Origin of the sequence: Streptomyces lydicus (assembly GCF_004125265.1) — a bacterium.
Taxonomy (GTDB): Bacteria; Actinomycetota; Actinomycetes; order Streptomycetales; family Streptomycetaceae; genus Streptomyces; species Streptomyces lydicus_C.
In genome coordinates, this window is the sequence record NZ_RDTE01000003.1 from 1,084,868 (window position 1) to 1,102,523 (window position 17,656).

Sequence of the window (17,656 nt, forward strand, 5' to 3'; positions counted from 1 at the left end):
TCACAGCACCTCTGTCAGCCAGCGCTCGATGGCGAGCGCCGTGGTCTCGGCATGTTCTGCGGTCATCGTGAAGTGGTCGCCCGGCACGTCCGTCGTGGTGTGCGCGTGCGCCCAGGTGCTGCGCCACTCCTCGCCGTCGGGGACGGCACCGAGCGGTTCGGAAGCCCGTACCAGCAGCGTCGGGGCGGTGGTGGCGGTGCGCTCCCAGTCCTGGCAGACGGTTCCGTACCAGGCCATGGCGGTCAGGCGGATGTCGTCCAGCGGGATGTGTGCCCGGTTCGGCGCACCGCCCGCCGCGGGGTCCTGACGGACCACGCCCTCGGAGAGTTCGGCGTTCCAGGCGGTCATCATGGGGTGTTCGAAGGGGTAGATGTCCGCCAGGATCAGCGCGGACGGGGCCGCGCCGATGGCCTCCAGGTGCTTTGCCAGTGCGTGCGCGAGCACGGCTCCGCCGGAGTGCCCGTAGAGCACGAATCCGGCGCCGTCGGTCTCGCGCAGGATCGTCTCGGCCTGCCAGCCCATCGCCACGTCCAGTGTGGCGGGCAGCAGTTCGCCGCGCCCGTAGCCCAGTGCCGGGATCCCGGCGACGTCGCGGCGGCCCCGGAGCGCTGTGGCGAGCCGCGCGAACTCGTGCGGGCCGCCGGCGGCACTGGTGCCGCTGGTGCCTATCAAGAGGAGGCCTCGCTCCCCACCTCGGTTCAGCCGGACAAGCGGGGCCGGGGCGGACAGCTCGGAGAGCGTGCGGGCTTTGGGGCGGAACTGTGCCGCCCTGGCGGTGAGTTCGAGGAACTCGGGGATCTTCCGCTCCCGGATCGCCTCCTGGTAGAGGGAGTCGAGCAGCCCTGCGGGGTTGGTGTCCGTGGGCGAGATGCCCAGGAGCGGGGCCGCGGGCGCGGTGGTGGGGGTTGTACCGGGCGCACCCGCTGCCGTCAGCAGTCCGGCGTGCAGGTGCTGAGCCAGTCCGAGCGGGGTGGGGTGTTCGAAGGTGAGCGTTCCCGGTAGGTCGAGTCCGGTCCGGGCGTGCAGCGTGTCGCGCAGTTCCAGGGCGGTGAGGGAGTCGAAGCCGACCTCCAGGAAGGTGTGCTCCGGCTCGACCAGATCCGCGTTCCGATGTCCGAGGACACGGGCCGCACTCTGCCGCACGAGGGTCAGCAGTTCACGGAGGCGATCGGCCTCGGGCAGGTCCTCCAGGCGGCTGCGCAGCTCGAACACCGAGTCGGCCGGCCGGCCGTGGGCAACCGCGTCTGCGGTCATCTCCTCCACGACGCTGGTCGCGGGGGCAACCGGTGCCGAGGCGGGCGGCAGCTGGGTAACGGGCTCGGGCCAGTAGCGCTCCCGTTGGAAGGCGTACGTGGGCAGCGCGGTCGCCGGAGCGCCGCCCCAGCCCTCGTACACCTCCTGCCAGTCGACCCGCACGCCGCGTACGTGCAGCCGGGCGACGGCCTCCATGAGCGCTTCGGCCTCGCCGCGGCCCCGTGGCAGCGACGCGACGGCGGCGAGGTCCTGGCCGGCGACGGTCGTGCGCCGGTCGAGGCAGTGCCGGGTCAGGGCGGTGAGGATGCCGCCTGGGCCGACTTCGAGGTAGGTGGAGACGTCGCGACCATGCAGGGTGTCCACCCCGTCGGCGTACCGTACGGCCGAGCTCACCTGGCGCACCCAGTATTCGGGGGTCCGGATCTCGTCGGCGTCGGCGAGCCGTCCCGTGACGTTGGAGACGATCGGCAAGCGCGGCGCCCGGAAGTCCAGCCCCTTCGCCACGGTGGCGAACTCGTCGAGCATGCCGTCCATGAGGGGCGAGTGGAAGCCGTGCGAGGCAGCAAGCCGCCGTACTCGGTGGCCGGCCTCCTGCGCCCGGGCAGCGAGCGCGTCGACCGCCTCCGGTTCGCCGGAGAGGACGACCGAGGCCGGGCCGTTGACCGCGGCGACACATGCCTGGCCGTCAAGCCCGTCGAGCAGTGCGGCCGTCTCTTCCTCGCCCAGCTCCACCGCGAGCATGGCGCCCTCCGGGGTTCGCTCCATCAGCCTGCCGCGGGCCGCGACCAGCATGCAGGCGTCGTCGAGGGAGAGCACCCCGGCGACGTGGGCCGCGGAGAGTTCGCCGACCGAGTGGCCGAGTAGCAGGTCGGGCGCGATCCCCCACGCCTCGTACAACCGGCAGGTCGCCACCGAGAGCGCGAACAGAGCGGCCTGCGTGTAGTCGGTGCGGTCCAGCAGCGTCGCGCCAGGTATACCCGCGTCGGCGAACAGCACCTCGCGCAGCGGAAGTTCGAGAGCAGCCACGGAGTCGAACCGGGCGCAGACAGCGTCCAGCGCCTCTGCGAAGATCGGGAACGTGTCGTTGAGCCCGCGGCCCGCGCCGGGCCGCTGCGCCCCCTGGCCCGGGAACAGGAACGCCAGCCGTCCGCTGCCAGAACCGCGCAGCACCGTGGCTGCAGAGTCCTCCGGAGTTGCGCCCTGAGCCATACCGTTGAGCGCGTCGAGGAATCCGTCGCGGTCGGCGGCGAGCACGGCGGCCCGGTGGGCGAGGACGGCCCGGGTGGTGGCCAGCGAGCGGCCGATGCCCGCCAGATCGGCCCGGCCCGCCGCCACGTGGGCGTACAGCCGGGCGGCCTGGGCGCGCAGTGCGTCCGCCGAGCGGGCCGAGAGGACCCAGGGCAGGACGGGCGGCTGCGGGCGGGCGGGTTCGTCCCGCACGGCCGTGGGCTGTTCGACATCCGGCGCCTGCTCGATGATGACGTGCGCGTTGGTGCCGCTGATACCGAACGAGGAGACGGCGGCCCTGCGCGGGCGGGCCGTGCGCGGCCAGTCGCGCGCCTCGCGCAGCAGCTCAACCGCACCTGCCGACCAGTCCACGTGCGGCGACGGCTCGTCCACGTGCAGGGTCTTCGGCAGCACACCGTGCTGGAGGGCCTGCACCATCTTGATGACTCCGGCGATGCCCGAAGCCGCCTGCGTATGGCCGATGTTGGACTTCAGGGAGCCCAGCCACAGCGGGGCGTCCTGCGGCCGGTCCCGGCCGTACGCGGCGAGCAGGGCCTGCGCCTCGATGGGGTCGCCCAGCGTCGTGCCGGTGCCGTGGCCCTCGACGACGTCCACGTCGGCCGGCCGGAGTCCGGCGTTGGCGAGCGCCTGGCGGATGACCTTCTGCTGGGCCGGGCCGTGCGGGGCGGTCAGCCCGTTGGACGCCCCGTCCTGGTTGACGGCGCTACCGCGCAGGACCGCAAGGACCTGGTGGCCGTTGCGGCGGGCGTCGGAGAGCCGCTCCACCAGGACCATGCCGACGCCCTCTCCCCAGCCCGTGCCGTCCGCGCCGGCGGCGAAGGACTTGCAGCGGCCGTCGGTGGCGAGGCCGTTCTGCCGGTCGAACTCCACGAAAGCCGCCGGCACGGCCATCACCGCGACGCCGCCGACCACGGCCAGGGAGCACTCCCCCGCGCGCAGCGCCTGCGCGGCCAGGTGCAGGGACACCAGCGACGACGAGCACGCGGTGTCGGTGGTGACCGACGGGCCCTCCAGGCCGAAGGCGTAGGACACCCGGCCGGTGAGGACGCTGTTGGCGCTGCCGGTGAGCGCGTGGCCCGCCACCTCGGCGGGCAGCGGCAGCCCGGCCGAGCCGTAACCAGATGCGGAGGCGCCGATGAAGACGCCGGTGTCGGAGCCGTGTAGGGCCTGCGGGGTGAGTCCGGCCCGTTCCATCAGTTCCCAGGCTGCCTCCAGCACGAGCCGCTGCTGCGGGTCCATGGCGAGGGCCTCGCGCGGCGAGATACCGAACAGGGCCGCGTCGAACTCCGGGGCGTCGTGGACGAATCCGCCTGCCAGGTCCGGAATGCCGCCGCCGAGGAGGGCCTCCCAGCCACGGTCGGCCGGAAACGGGGTCATGCCGTCGGCGCCGGCCGCGACAAGGTCCCAGAGCTGCTCCGGGGAGTGGGCCCCGCCCGGATAGCGGCAGCTCATGGCGACGATCGCGATCGGGTCGTCGGCGAGTGCCTGGGGGCTGCGCGCCGGGGGCGTCTCCGCGGGGGCCTCAATGACGCCGTCCTGCGTCAACCGCTCCAGCATGGCGCCGGCGAGGGCCCGCGGGGTCGGGTGGTCGAACAGCAGGGTCGTCGGCAGCCGTAGGCCGGTCGCGGTGGCGATCCGGTTGCGCACCCGGACGGCGGTGAGCGAGTCGATGCCGAAGTCCTTGAAGGGACGGTCGGCCTCGACGGCTTCCGTGCCGTCGTACCCGAGGACGTCGGCCGTCTCCTGGCGGACGAGCTCGAGTACGGTGTGCAGCCGCTCGGTGGCGGGCAGCACGGCCATCCAGCCGGTGAGCGGAGCCTTCCTCTCCTCATCGGCGGCGGTGCCGGTGTCGTCCGCCGCGAGGGCGGTACGGACCTCGGGCAGGTCACCGATGAGCGAGCTGGGCCGCGTCGAGGCGAACGCGGGGGCGAACCGCTCCCAGTCCACGTCCGCGACGGTCACGGCGGCGAGCCCCGCGTCCCGTGCGTCAGCGAGCGCCGACAGGCACGCGTCGGGCGCCATCTGCCGAATGCCGCGCCGGGCCAGGAACTCTCCCGCCCCGTCGCGGGTCGCCATGCCCGCCTTGGCCCAGGCACCCCAGGCCACCGAGGTGGCGGGCAGGCCGTCCGCCCGGCGCCGCTGGGCCAGGGCGTCCAGGTAGGCGTTGGCCGCGGCATAGCCGGACTGACCGGCTCCGCCCCAGACTCCAGCGATGGAGGAGAACAGGACGAACAGTTCCAGTGGCCTGTCCGCGAGCAGTTCGTGCAGGTTGGCGGCGCCGGTCACCTTGGCCCGCAGTTCCTGGGCGAGGCCGGGGCCGTCCAGCTCGGACACCGGCACCGTGCGGGCGACACCCGCGGTGTGTACCACACCGGTGACCGGGTGCGCTTCGAGTACAACGGCGAGCGCCTCGCGGTCCGCGACGTCGCAGGCCACGACAGTGGCCTCGGCGCCCAGCCCGGCCAGTTCTGCGACGAGTTCGGCCGCCCCCGGCGCGTCCTGGCCGCTGCGGCTGGTGAGGATCAGCCGCTCGGTGCCGTGCGCGGCGAGCCAGGTGGCGACCTCGGCGCCGAGCGCTCCGGTGCCACCGGTGACCAGGACGGGGCCGGTGAAGGACGGCGTCTCCCGGCGGGTGTGCAATGCCGTGCCGATCCGGGCGGTGCGCCGCAGCCTGCGGGCGAACACCCCGGCCGCGCGGACCGCGACCTGGTCCTCCGCCACCTGCGCCAGCGTAGCGACGACCCGGTCGCCGGTACGGGGGCCGAAGGCGTCCGGCAGGTCGATCAGCCCACCCCAGCGCTGCGGGAATTCCAGCGCGGCCGACCGGCCGAAGCCCCAGACCAGGGCCTGGGTCGCTTCGGTGAGCGGGTCGGAACTGCCGATGGAGACGGCGCCCCGGGTGGCGCACCACAGCGGTGCCGGGCAGTCCAAGTCCCCGAGGGCCTGGGTCAGGGCCACCGTGGCGGCCAGTGCGGCGGAGAGCCCGTCCGCCATCGTGCCCTCGTCGAGGGCGAGCAGCGACAGCACTCCGGCGGCCTGTCCGGCGCCGGCGGCCAGCAGCCGCTCCGCGAGATCCCGGCGGTCGGGCTCGTCGGCGACGACCTCGGTGACCTGGACGCCGGCCCGGCTCAGGGCTGCGGCGACCGGGTGGTCCGCATGTGCGGCCGAGCGCACGAGGATCCAGGTGCCGGTGGGGCGGGCGGAACCGAGTGGGGTGACGGGTTGCCAGGCGACCTCGTAGCCCAGCGAGTCCGGTGCCGCGGTCTGGGAAACAGCCGCGGTGAGCACCGGCTCGGGCCAGTAGTGACGCCGTTGGAAGGCGTACGTGGGCAGCTCGACCCGGCGTCCGCCGGCGGGCGCGAGCACCGCGCGCCAGTCCACGGCAAGGCCCTGGACGTACGCCTGGGCGAGCGCGGTCAGCCAGCGTTCTCCGCTGCCCTCGCCGCGTCGCAGAGTGGCGAGGACGGCGGCGCGGGCGACGGCGTCCGAGACGGTCTCCTCGATGCCGACGGTCAGTACGGGGTGCGGGCTGACCTCGACGAACAGCGAGCGTCCGGCGTCCAGCAGGGCGCGTGTGACACTCTCGAACTCCACGGTGCGGCGCAGGTTCTCGTACCAGTACTCGGCGTTGAGGCCGGCCGTGTCCAGCTCCTGCCCGGTCACCGCCGAGTGGAACGGCACCCGGGAGGTGCGGGGGCGCAGCTCTGCGAGTTCGGCGAACAGCCGCTCCCGGAGGTGCTCGACCTGCGCCGAGTGCGAGGCATAGTCGACCGGGATCCGGCGGGCCCGCAGATCGCGCCGCGCGCACTCCTCCAGGAACTCGTCCACGGCGTGGGCGGTGCCCGAAACCACCGTCGCGGAGGGGCCGTTGGCGGCGGCGATGGAGAGGGCCTCGCCCCAGGAAACGATCAGTGCGGCGGTGGCTTCGCGGGCGAGGGCCACGGATACCATGCCGCCCTGCCCGGCCAGCACCTCGGCGATGGCGCGGCTCCGCAGGGCGACGACGCGGGCGCCGTCCTCGATACTGAGCCCGCCCGCCACGACGGCGGCGGCGATCTCGCCCTGGGAGTGGCCGGCGACCGCGGCCGGGGCCACTCCGGCAGAACGCCACAGCGCGGCAAGGGAGACCATGACGGCCCACAGCACCGGCTGGACGACGTCGACCCGCTCCAGCAGTGCGTCGTCGGAGCGCAGCACGTCAAGCAGCGAGAAGTCGGTGAACGGGGCGAGTGCCCGCTCGCACTCCTCGATGCTCTCCCGGAACACGGGCGAGGCGTCGAGCAACTCCCGTGCCATTCCTGCCCATTGGGCCCCCTGGCCGGGGAAGACGAAGACCGCGCCGCTCTGCCCGGTGTCGCCTTCGCGGCGCACCAGAGAGGGGGCCTGCTCGCCACGTGCCAGCGCGTCGAGTCCGCGGAGGAGGGTGTCGGTGTCTGGGCCGAGGACCACGGCTCGGTGTTCCAGCGCCGCACGGGAGGCGACCAGGGACAGGGCCACGTCAGCCGGGTCCGGAACGGCCTCCCGGTCGCCCGAGAGCCAGTCGCGCAGGCGGCCCGCCTGGGCGGCCAGGGCCTCGGGGGTGTTACCCGAGACGACCCACGGCAGGGAACCCGTCGTCCGGGTCCGGGTACCGGGGGGCGGGGCTGTCGCGGGAGCCTCCTCGATGATGGTGTGCACGTTGGTGCCGCTCACGCCGAACGAGGAGATGCCCGCGCGGCGCGGCCGGTCCTCCTGCCCGGGCCATGCCCGGGCCTCGGTGAGCAGCTCGACCGCACCGGAGCCCCACGCCACGTGGGGCGTCGGTTCGTCGGCGTGCAGGGTCCTGGGCAGGGTGCCGTAGCGCATGGCCATGACCATCTTGATGACGCCCGCGACACCGGCGGCGGCCTGGGTGTGCCCGATGTTGGACTTGACCGAGCCCAGCCACAGCGGCCGGTCCGCGTCACGGTCCCGGCCGTACGTGGCGAGGAGCGCCTCCGCCTCGATCGGGTCGCCCAGCTTCGTGCCGGTGCCGTGTGCCTCGACGGCGTCGATGTCGGCGGTGGTCAGACCCGAATTGGCGAGGGCCTGACGGATGACGCGTTCCTGGGAGGGTCCCTTGGGGGCGGTGAGCCCGTTGGACGCGCCGTCCTGGTTGACTGCGGAGCCCCGTACGACCGCCAGGACCTCATGACCGTTGCGGCGGGCGTCCGAAAGGCGCTCCACGAGCAGAACGCCGACACCCTCGCCCCAGCCGGTGCCGTCCGCGCCCGCGCCGAACGCCTTGCAGCGCCCGTCCGCAGCGAGGCCCTGCTGGGCACTGAACTCGACGAAGATCCCCGGGTTGGCCATGACGGTCACCCCGCTCGCCAGCGCGAGCGAGCACTCGCCGCCGCGCAGGGCCTGCACGGCGAGGTGCAGGGCAACGAGGGAGGAGGAGCACGCGGTGTCGACGGTCATGGCGGGGCCTTCGAGACCGAAGGCGTAACTGACGCGGCCCGACATCACGCTGGCCGCGTTGCCCGTACCCATGTGGCCCTCGACGTCGGCCGCCCGGCCGGCCAGCAGGGCACCGTACGGCTGCCCGTTCGTACCGGCGAAAACGCCTGTGCGCGAACCCCGCACCGAGGCGGGGTCGATCCCGGCCCGCTCGAAGACCTCCCACGAGGCCTCCAGGAGGAGCCGCTGCTGCGGATCCATGGCGAGGGCCTCGCGCGGCGAGATCCCGAAGAGCCCGGCGTCGAACTCCCCCGCCTCGTAGAGGAATCCGCCGACCCGGGTGTACGAGGTTCCGGTGTGCTCCCGGTCGGGGTGAAAGAGGGCGTCGAGGTCCCAGCCGCGGTTGGCGGGGAAATCGGACATGGCGTCCGTGCCGTCGGACAGCAGCTGCCACAGGTCCTCGGGAGAGCCGACGCCGCCGGGGAAGCGGCAGCTCATGCCGATGATGGCGATCGGTTCGTCGTCGGTGGCCACGATGGCGACCGGGGAGGTGGTGTCCGGGCGGATCCCGCTGCCCAGTTCGCCGTCCAGGTACGCGGCGAGCGCCTGCGGTGTCGGGTGGTCGAAGACCAGCCCGGCGGGCAGGGCGAGGCCGGTGGCCGCGCCCAGCAGATTGCGCAGTTCGAGGGCGGTAAGCGAGTCGAAGCCCAGGTCGCGGAAGGCGCGCCCGGCTCCGATCGCACCGGCGGAGCCGTGCCCGAGGACGAGTGCGGCGTGTTCGCGGACGACGTCGAGGAGGAGCTGACGACGCCCATCGGGGATACGGAGCCGCCGCTCCAGGGCGTTGCCCGGCGCGGCGGCCTGCGGCTCCGCAGGAGCGGCCTGTCGCAGTTCGGGGAGCGTGGAGAGGAGGGGGCTCGGCCGGGTAGCGGCGAACCGCGGCGCGAAGCGGGCCCAGTCCACGTCGGCCACCACGACGCACCCATCGCCGCCCCGGTCCCCTTCGGCCAGCGTCCGGCCGAGTGCGGCGAGCGCCGACCGGGGCTCCATGGCGGGAATCCCGGCGCCTCGCATCCGCTGCGTCGCCGTCTCGTCGGCGGCCATGCCGGAACCGGCCCAGGCTCCCCAGGCAACGGAGGTGCCCGGCAGGCCGTGGGCTCGGCGGCGGGCGACGAGGGCGTCGAGGTGAGCGTTGGCGGCGGCGTACGCGCCCTGCCCGGAGCTGCCCAGGGTGCCCGCGACCGACGAGAACACGACGAACGCGTCCAAGTCGGGCCCGGTCAGCTCGTCCAGGTGCGCGGCGCCGAGCGCCTTCGCGTCGAGCACGGTGCGCAGCCGCTCGGGGGTGAGGGACTCGAGGACTCCGTCGTCCAGGACACCGGCGGTGTGGAACACCGCATCCACCGGGTGCTCGCGCAGTACGGCGGCGAGCGCGGCACGGTCCGCGACGTCGCACGCGTGGACGGTGGCCTCGGCACCCGATTCGGCCAGGCCGGCGATGAGTTCGGCCGCACCGGGTGCGGTGTCCCCGTGCCGGGAGAGCAGCACCAACCGGGTGGTGCCCCGCTCGGCCAGCCAGTGGGCGAGCTGTGCGCCGAGGGCACCGGTGCCGCCGGTGACGAGCGCCGACGCGGGCGCGGTCCAGGCAGGCTGAATGCCGAGTGCGTCGGAGGAGGGGGCGTGGTGCAGGCGGCGGCCGAACAGGACGGCGCCGCGCAACGCGACCTGATCCTCACCGAGTTCGCCCGACAGAAGACGGGCGAGCCGGTCACCGGCCCGCTCGTCCAGTCGCTCCGGCAGGTCGACCAGTCCGCCCCAGCGCTGCGGGGACTCCAGGGCCGCAACCCGGCCCAGACCCCACAGGGCCGCCTGCTCCGGCTGTACGGGGCGGTCGGAACGCACCGCGGACACGGCACCGGAGGTGGCGCACCACAGGGGCGCGGCGAAACCGGTCTCGCCCAGCGCCCGCAGCAGGGTCACGGTGGCGACGAGCCGTGCCAGGCCCCGGGGGTCCAGGGGTGTGGCGGCGGGCAGCGCGAGGACTCCGGCGGGCCCGTCGGGTCCAGCTGCGGCGTCCCGTAGCCGCCGGGCCAGCTCCGACGCGGTCTCTTCGGAGGAGACGGGTGCCAGTACGACGGGGGTCGCGCCCGCGCGCCGGAGCGCGGCGGCCGTGTCGTCGGCCAGGGCGCTCGCCTCTTCGGCCAGCATCAGCCAGGTGCCGGAGAGCCGGGCGGCTCCCGGCTCGGGAAGCGGCTCCCAACCGATCCGGTAGCGCCAGGAGTCCGCGGCGGACTGCTCCCGGTGCTTCTTGCGCCAAGCCGACAGCGCGGGCAGCAGGGAGTCGAGCCCGTGCCGGTCGTCCAGGCCGAGGGCGCCGGCGATCGCGTCCGGGTCCTCGGCCTCCACCGCGGCCCAGAAGTGCTCTTCGGCCGGGTCCGCGGAGGTGGGGACGGCGGGCACGGCAGAGCTGAACGACGGCCAGTAGCGGCGGCGTTGGAAGGCGTACGTGGGCAGTTCGACGGTCCGGCCGTGGTGCGGGGCCAGGACGGCGGCCCAGTCGACGGGGGTGCCGTGGGTGTGGGCGGTGGCCAGGGCGGTCAGGACCGTCTCGGTCTCGTCGCGGTCACCGCGCAGGGCGGGCACGGCCACGAGGTCGGCGGTCTGCTGGGCCATGGCGGAGAGGGTTCCGTCCGGGCCGAGCTCGATGAGCGTGGACACACCCTGATCAGCCAGGCACTGGACGCCGTCGGCGAAGCGGACGGCCTCGCGGACATGCCGGACCCAGTACTCCGGGGTCCGGATCTCCTCCGCGTCTGCAAGCTCCCCGCTCACGTTGGAGACGATCGGCAGCTGCGGGACGTGGAAGGCCAACTCGGCCGCCACGGCGGCGAACTCGTCGAGCATGGCGTCCATGCGCGGTGAGTGGAAGGCGTGCGAGACCGTCAGCCGCTTGACCCGACGGCCCGCCTCACGCCAGGTGGACTCCAGCTCCGCAACGGCGTCCGCGTCACCTGAAATCACCACGGAGGTCGGCCCGTTGACCGCGGCGATGCCGACCCGGTTCTCGTACGAGGCCACGGCCGCCGCGATCTCGGACTCGACGCCTTCGACGGCCAGCATCGCGCCACCGGACGGCAACGCCTGCATCAGACGACCGCGCGCCGCCACCAGCGTGCACGCGTCGTCCAGCGACAGCACACCGGCCGCATGCGCGGCGGCCAGCTCACCGACGGAGTGCCCCAGCAGGAAGTCGGGCGTGACACCCCATGACTCCAGCAGCCGGTAGAGGGCGACTTCGAGGGCGAACAGCGCCGCCTGCGTGTAGGTAGTCTGGTCGATCCACTCCCCTTCGCCGAAGAGGACCTCCCGGATCGGACGCTCCAGCCGGGAGTCCAGCCGCTCCGCCACCAGATCCAACGCCTGCGCGAAGACGGGGAACGCCGTATACAGCTCCCGGCCCATCCCGGCCCGCTGTGCCCCCTGCCCCGTGAACAGGAACGCCGTCAGACCGGACCCCGTCGTACCTGTGACCAGTCCGGTCGCCGTGCGGCCCGCGTTCAGGGCGTCCAGTCCGGCCAGGAAGCCGTCCCGGTCCGAGGAGAGCAGGACCGCGCGGTGGTCGAGGTCGGCGCGGGTGGTGGCCAGGGAGAGCGCGATGTCGTTGAGGCGGAGGTCCGCCTTCGCGAAGACCAGGGCGGCCAGCCGGGCGCCCTGCTCGGCCAGGCCGTCGGGCGAACCCGCCGAGAGGAGCCAGGGCAGCAGGGTGCCCGTTGGAGTGGCGATCGGCTCGGGCTCTGACGTTGGCTCGTCGTCGGCGTACTGCTCGATGATGGTGTGCGCGTTGGTGCCGCTGATGCCGAAGGAAGAGATGCCCGCGCGGCGCGGTCCGCCGGTCTCGGGCCACGGCCGGGTCTCGGTCAGCAGCTCCACGGCGCCGGCCGACCAGTCCACGTGCGGCGACGGCGCGTCGACGTGCAGGGTCTGCGGCAGCTCGCCGTGGCGCATCGCCATGACCGTCTTGATCACACCGGCCATGCCGGCCGCGGCCTGGGTGTGGCCGATGTTGGACTTGACCGAGCCGAGCAGCAGCGGCCGGTCGGCCGGGCGGTCCTGGCCGTACGTGGCGAGGAGCGCCTGTGCCTCGATCGGGTCACCGAGGGTGGTGCCGGTGCCGTGTGCCTCGATGGCGTCGACGTCGGCGGCGGTCAGTCCTGCGCCGGCGAGGGCCTGACGGATGACGCGCTGCTGGGAGGGGCCGTTGGGAGCGGTCAGGCCGTTGGAGGCGCCGTCGGAGTTGATGGCGGAGCCGCGGACGACCGCCAGCACCCGGTGGCCGTTGCGTCGGGCGTCGGAGAGGCGCTCCACCAGGAGCACGCCGACGCCCTCGCCCCATCCGGCGCCGTCGGCCGCGGCGGCGAAGGACTTGCAGCGGCCGTCCGACGACATGCCGCGCTGGCTGCTGAACTCGACGAAGATGCTGGGGCTGGACAGCACGCTCACGCCGCCCGCGAGCGCGAGGTCGCATTCGCCCTTGCGCAGCGCCTGCACGGCCAGGTGGAGGGCGACCAGGGAGGACGAGCAGGCGGTGTCGACGGTGACCGCGGGGCCTTCGAGCCCGAAGACGTACGACACACGGCCCGAGACCACGCTCGGTGCGCCGCCGGTGGCGAGGTAGCCCTCGGTGGACTCGGCGGAGGCGGCGAGCAGGCTGATGTAGTCCTGGCCGCCGGTGCCTGCGAACACGGCGGTCTGGCTGCCACGCAGGGCGCGCGGGTCCATTCCCGCCCGCTCGAAGACCTCCCAGGAGGCTTCCAGCAGGAGGCGCTGCTGCGGGTCCATGGCGAGGGCCTCGCGCGGCGAGATCCCGAACAGCCCGGCGTCGAACTCCGTCGCGTCGGGGATGAATCCGCCCTCGCGGGCGTAGCTGGTGCCGGGGTGGTCGGGGTCCGGGTGGTAGAGCCCCTCGAGGTCCCATCCGCGGTCCTCGGGGAGCGGGGTCAGCGCGTCGGTGCCGCTGCGGACCAGCTGCCACAGGTCCTCCGGCGAGCGGACTCCGCCGGGGAAGCGGCAGCTCATGCCGATGATCGCGACGGGGTCGTCGTCAGGTACGGCGCGACGGGCCTGCGCGGCCGGGCTGCTCTGCCCGGGCCGCCCGGCCGGTCCGGTCCGCTCGGCGAGCTGTTCGCCGAGGTAGCCGGCGAGTGCGAGGCACGTCGGGTAGTCGAAGACGACCGTGGCGGGGGCGCGCAGGCCGGTCGTCAGGGCGATGCGGTTGCGCAGTTCCACGGAGCCCGCCGAGGACAGGCCGAGGTTCTGGAAGGGCCGGCCGGGCTCGATCTCGTCGGCCGACTCGTAGCCCAGCACCTGCCGCAGCTGGTCGCGGACGAGAGCCAGCAGGGTGCGGTTGCGCTCGGCCTGTGAGGCCTCCCGTAGGGTCCGCAGCAGCGGCGGGGCGTCGCCCTGCGACTCCTCGTCCGGTACGTGCGCGGGGCTCGGGGCCGCTGGGCGGGCGGCGGTGTCCAGGGCGTCGAGGAGGTGGGTGGCGGTGGTGGCGGTGAAGAAGTAGGAGAAGGTCGGCCAGTCGATGTCCGCAACGGCGACGGTGACGTCGTCGTGGTCGAGGGCCTGCTGGAGGCCCTCGATGCCCAGCTCCGGGGCCATCCGCGGGATGCCGTGGCGTGACATGGCATCACCGATGTCGCCCGCGGCCATCCCGGCGCCGTCCCACGAGCCCCAGGCGACGGAGGTCGCGGGCAGGCCCTCGGCGCGGCGGTACTGGGCCAGGGCGTCGAGGTAGGCGTTGCCCGGGCCGTAGTTGCCCTCGCCCGCCGCGCCGAAGACCGCGGCGAGCGAGGAGAACAGGACGAACGCGGACAGGTCCAGTTCCCGGGTCAGTTCGTGCAGGTTCTGCGTGACCTGGAGCTTGGGGCGCAGGGCGGTGGCCATACGGTCGGCGGTGAGGGAGTCGAGGATGCTGGAGTCGACCACGCCGGCGGCGTGGAAGACCGCCGTCAGCGGGTGCTCCTCGGGGATCGCGTCGAGCAGGCCCGCCAGGACCTCGCGGTCGGCCGGGTCGGCGGCGGCCATGGTGACCTCGATGCCCATACCGGTGAGTTCGGCGAGGAGGTCCTCGGCGCCGGGCGCGGCGGTGCCGCGGCGGCTGATGAGGAGCAGGTGGTCGGCACCGCTGCGGGCGAGCCAGCGGGCGACATGGGAGCCGATGCCGCCGGTGGCCCCGGTGATCAGAACGGTGCCGCTCGGCTTCCAGTCGCGTACGGCGGGGGTGCCGGCCGTGGCCGCACGGACGAGGCGCGGGACGTAGGCGCCGGAGGCGCGCAGGGCGACCTGGTCCTCGCCGGTGCCCTTGGCGAGGACGCCGGACAGCCGGGAGAGCGCCCGCCGGGTGCCCGTGCCGTCCGCGAGGTCCACGAGGCCGCCCCAGCGCGGGTATTCGTGGGCGGCGATGCGGCCGAATCCCCAGACCAGTGCCTGGAGGGGGTGGGTGATCGGGTCGTCGTCACCAATGGCGACGGCGCCCCGGGTGAGGCACCACAAGGGGGCGTCGCTGCCTGCGCCGTGCAGGGCCTGGAGCAGAGTGAGGGAGTCGGCGAGCGCGGTGGGGACGTCCGGTTCGGCCGGGTCGGGGGCCTCGTTGAGGGCGAGCAACGAGAGGACCCCGGCCAGCTTTCCGGGGTCGGTCAGCTCGCCGAGCCTCGCCGCGAGGGTGTGCCGGTCGTGTCCCCCGGCAGGCAGTTCCAGGGACAGCACGGTGGCTCCGGCCGCCTCAAGGGTTTCGCGTACGTCGACGACGAGCGCGTCGCCGGCGAGGCCAGCCGGGAACGGCAGCAGCCATGTCCCGGACAGGGGCGCCTGGTCGAGCGGGGAGGTACGCCAGTCGGTGCGGTAGCGCCAGGAGTCCGGCGCGGTGTTCTCGTCCGCGGCAGGCAGCGGCGCCGTGCGCAGGGTCTCCAGCCAGTAGCGCTTGCGCTGGAAGGCGTACGTAGGCAGCTCGACGCGCCGGCCGCCGTGCGGGGCGAGGACGGTGGTCCAGTCCACGGTGGCGCCGTGGACGTGGGCGTCGGCCAGGGCCGTGAACCAGCGGTGCGCACCGCCTTCGCCGCGGTGCAGGGTACCCAGGACGGCGGCCCGCGCGCCCGCGTCCTCGACGGTCTCGCTGATGCCGTTGACGAGCACCGGGTGCGGGCTCATCTCCAAGAACAGCGAGTGGCCCTCGGCGAGGAGCTGCCGGGTGGCCTGCTCGAAGCCGACGGTGCGGCGCAGGTTCTCGTACCAGTACTCGGCGTCCAGGCCCGCCGTGTCCAGCGGCCGGCCCGTCACCGTCGAGTGGAAGGGCACGTCGCAGGAGCGCGGGCGGATGGGGGCGAGTTCGTCGAGGAGGCGCTCGCGGAGCTGCTCGACGTGGGCGGAGTGGGAGGCGTAGTCGACGGCGATGCGGCGGGCGCGTACGCCGTTCCGCCCGCAGTGGGCGAGGAGTTCATCCAGGGCGCGGGCGTCGCCAGAGACGACGGTCGACAGCGGGCCGTTGACGGCCGCCACTGACAGGGCTGCGCCCCAGGGGGCGACGAGTGCGTCGGCTTCGGCGCGGCCGAGCATCAGGGAGACCATGCCACCCTGACCGGCCAGGACGGCGGCGATGGCGCGGCTGCGCAGGGCGACGACGCGAGCGCCGTCCTCGACGCTCAGCGCGCCCGCGGCGACGGCGGCGGCGATCTCGCCTTGCGAGTGCCCGACGACCGCCGACGGCTGGACGCCTGCCGCGCGCCAGAGTCCGGCGAGGGAGACCATGACGGCCCACAGCACGGGCTGGACGACGTCGACGCGGTCGAGGAGGACCTGCCCCTCGTCGCCCTCGGCGCGCAGCACGTCGGTCAGCGACCAGTCCACGAATGCGGAGAGGGCCTGCTCGCACTCCGCGATCCGCTCCCGGAACACCTCGGAGGAGTCCAGCAGTCCGGCCGCCATGCCGGTCCACTGGGAGCCCTGTCCCGGGAAGACGAAGACGGGGGCGCCCCGGCCCGTGTCACCGGTGCGCAGGACGACGCCGGGCGTCTCCGCGCCGCGGGCGAGTGCTTCCAGGCCGCGGCGGAAGTCGTCCCGGTCCTCGCCCAGGACGACCGCGCGATGGTCGAGCGCGGCCCGCGAGGTGACCAGGGAGAGGCCCACGTCGGCCGGGTCGGCCGACGGGGCGTCGTCCAGCCACGCGAGGAGGCGGGCCGCCTGGCCCGCCAGCGCGGCGGGGGTCTTGCCCGACACCGGCCACGGCAGCGGTCCGGACGCGGGGGTCACGGTGCCGAGGGGTTCTTCCGGCACTTCTTCCGGTGCCTGTTCGATGATGGTGTGCGCGTTGGTGCCGCTCACGCCGAACGACGAGACACCCACCCTGCGGGGTTCGCCGGTCTCGGGCCACGGGCGGGACTCGGTCAGCAGTTCCACCGCACCCGCCGACCAGTCGACGTGCGGCGACGGCTCATCGGCGTGCAGCGTCCTGGGCAGGACTCCGTGGCGTATCGCCATCACGGACTTGATGACGCCGCCGACACCGGCTGCCGCCTGGGCATGGCCGATGTTCGACTTCAGGGAGCCCAGGAAGAGGGGCCGGCCCCCCGCGCGCTCCTGGCCGTAGGTGGCCAGGAGCGCCTGCGCTTCGATGGGGTCGCCGAGCGTGGTGCCGGTGCCGTGCGCCTCGACGGCGTCGACGTCGGCGGCGGTCAGGCGGGCGTTGGCGAGGGCCTGGCGGATGACGCGCTGCTGGGAGGGACCGTTGGGGGCGGTGAGCCCGCTGGAGGCGCCGTCCTGGTTGACCGCCGAACCCCGTACGACGGCAAGAACCCGGTGACCATTGCGGCGGGCGTCGGAGAGGCGCTCCACCAGGAGCATGCCGACGCCCTCGGCCCAGCCCGCACCGTCGGCGTCCGCGCCGAACGCCTTGCACCGGCCGTCCGGCGACTGACCGCCGGACATCGCGAAGTCGACGAACGTGTTCGTGGTGACCATCACTGCGACGCCACCGGCCAGGGCGAGCGAGCACTCGCCGCCGCGCAGCGCCTGCGCGGCCAGGTGCAGGGCCACCAGGGAGGACGAGCAGGCCGTGTCGACGGTGACCGCCGGGCCCTCCAAGCCGAGGGTGTACGCCACCCGGCCGGTGACGACGCTGGGAGCGCTGCCGGTGCCCAGGTAGGTGGCCACGCCCTCCGGGATGTCCAGGGCACGGGCGGCGTACTCGTTGTACATCACGCCGGCGAAGACCCCGGTGCGGCTGCCGCGCAGCGAGGTCGGGTCGATGCCCGCCCGCTCCACGGCCTCCCAGGAGGTCTCCAGCATCAGGCGCTGCTGAGGGTCCATGGCCAGGGCCTCGCGCGGCGAGATCCCGAACAGGGAGGGGTCGAAGTCCGCGACGTCGCGCAGGAATCCGCCCTTCCGTTGGAAGGTGCCGCCCGCCGCGTCCGCGGCGTCGAAAAAGCTCAGGTCCCAGCCGCGGTCCTCGGGGAACGCGGAGATCGCGTCGGTGTCCCGGGACACCAGCTGCCAGAGCTCCTCGGGGCTGCCTACGCCGCCGGGGAACCGGCAGGCCATGCCGACGATGGCGATCGGCTCGTGGTTCGCGGACTCCACGGCGCGCAGCCGCTGCCGGACCTGGGTCAGGTCGGCGGTGGCCCGCTTGAGGTATTCGCGGAGCTTTGCCTCATTCGCCATCGGGGCCTCCCCGGGTCTGTGC

The 17,656-nt window shown here is 73.9% G+C and carries 1 pseudogene; it reads right to left on the minus strand.

Annotated elements, in window-relative coordinates:
• Positions 1-30: 30 nt before the first annotated feature.
• Positions 31-17,610 (minus strand): annotated as a pseudogene (locus tag D9V36_RS41835) (type I polyketide synthase); the annotation flags it as partial.
• Positions 17,611-17,656: the final 46 nt, after the last annotated feature.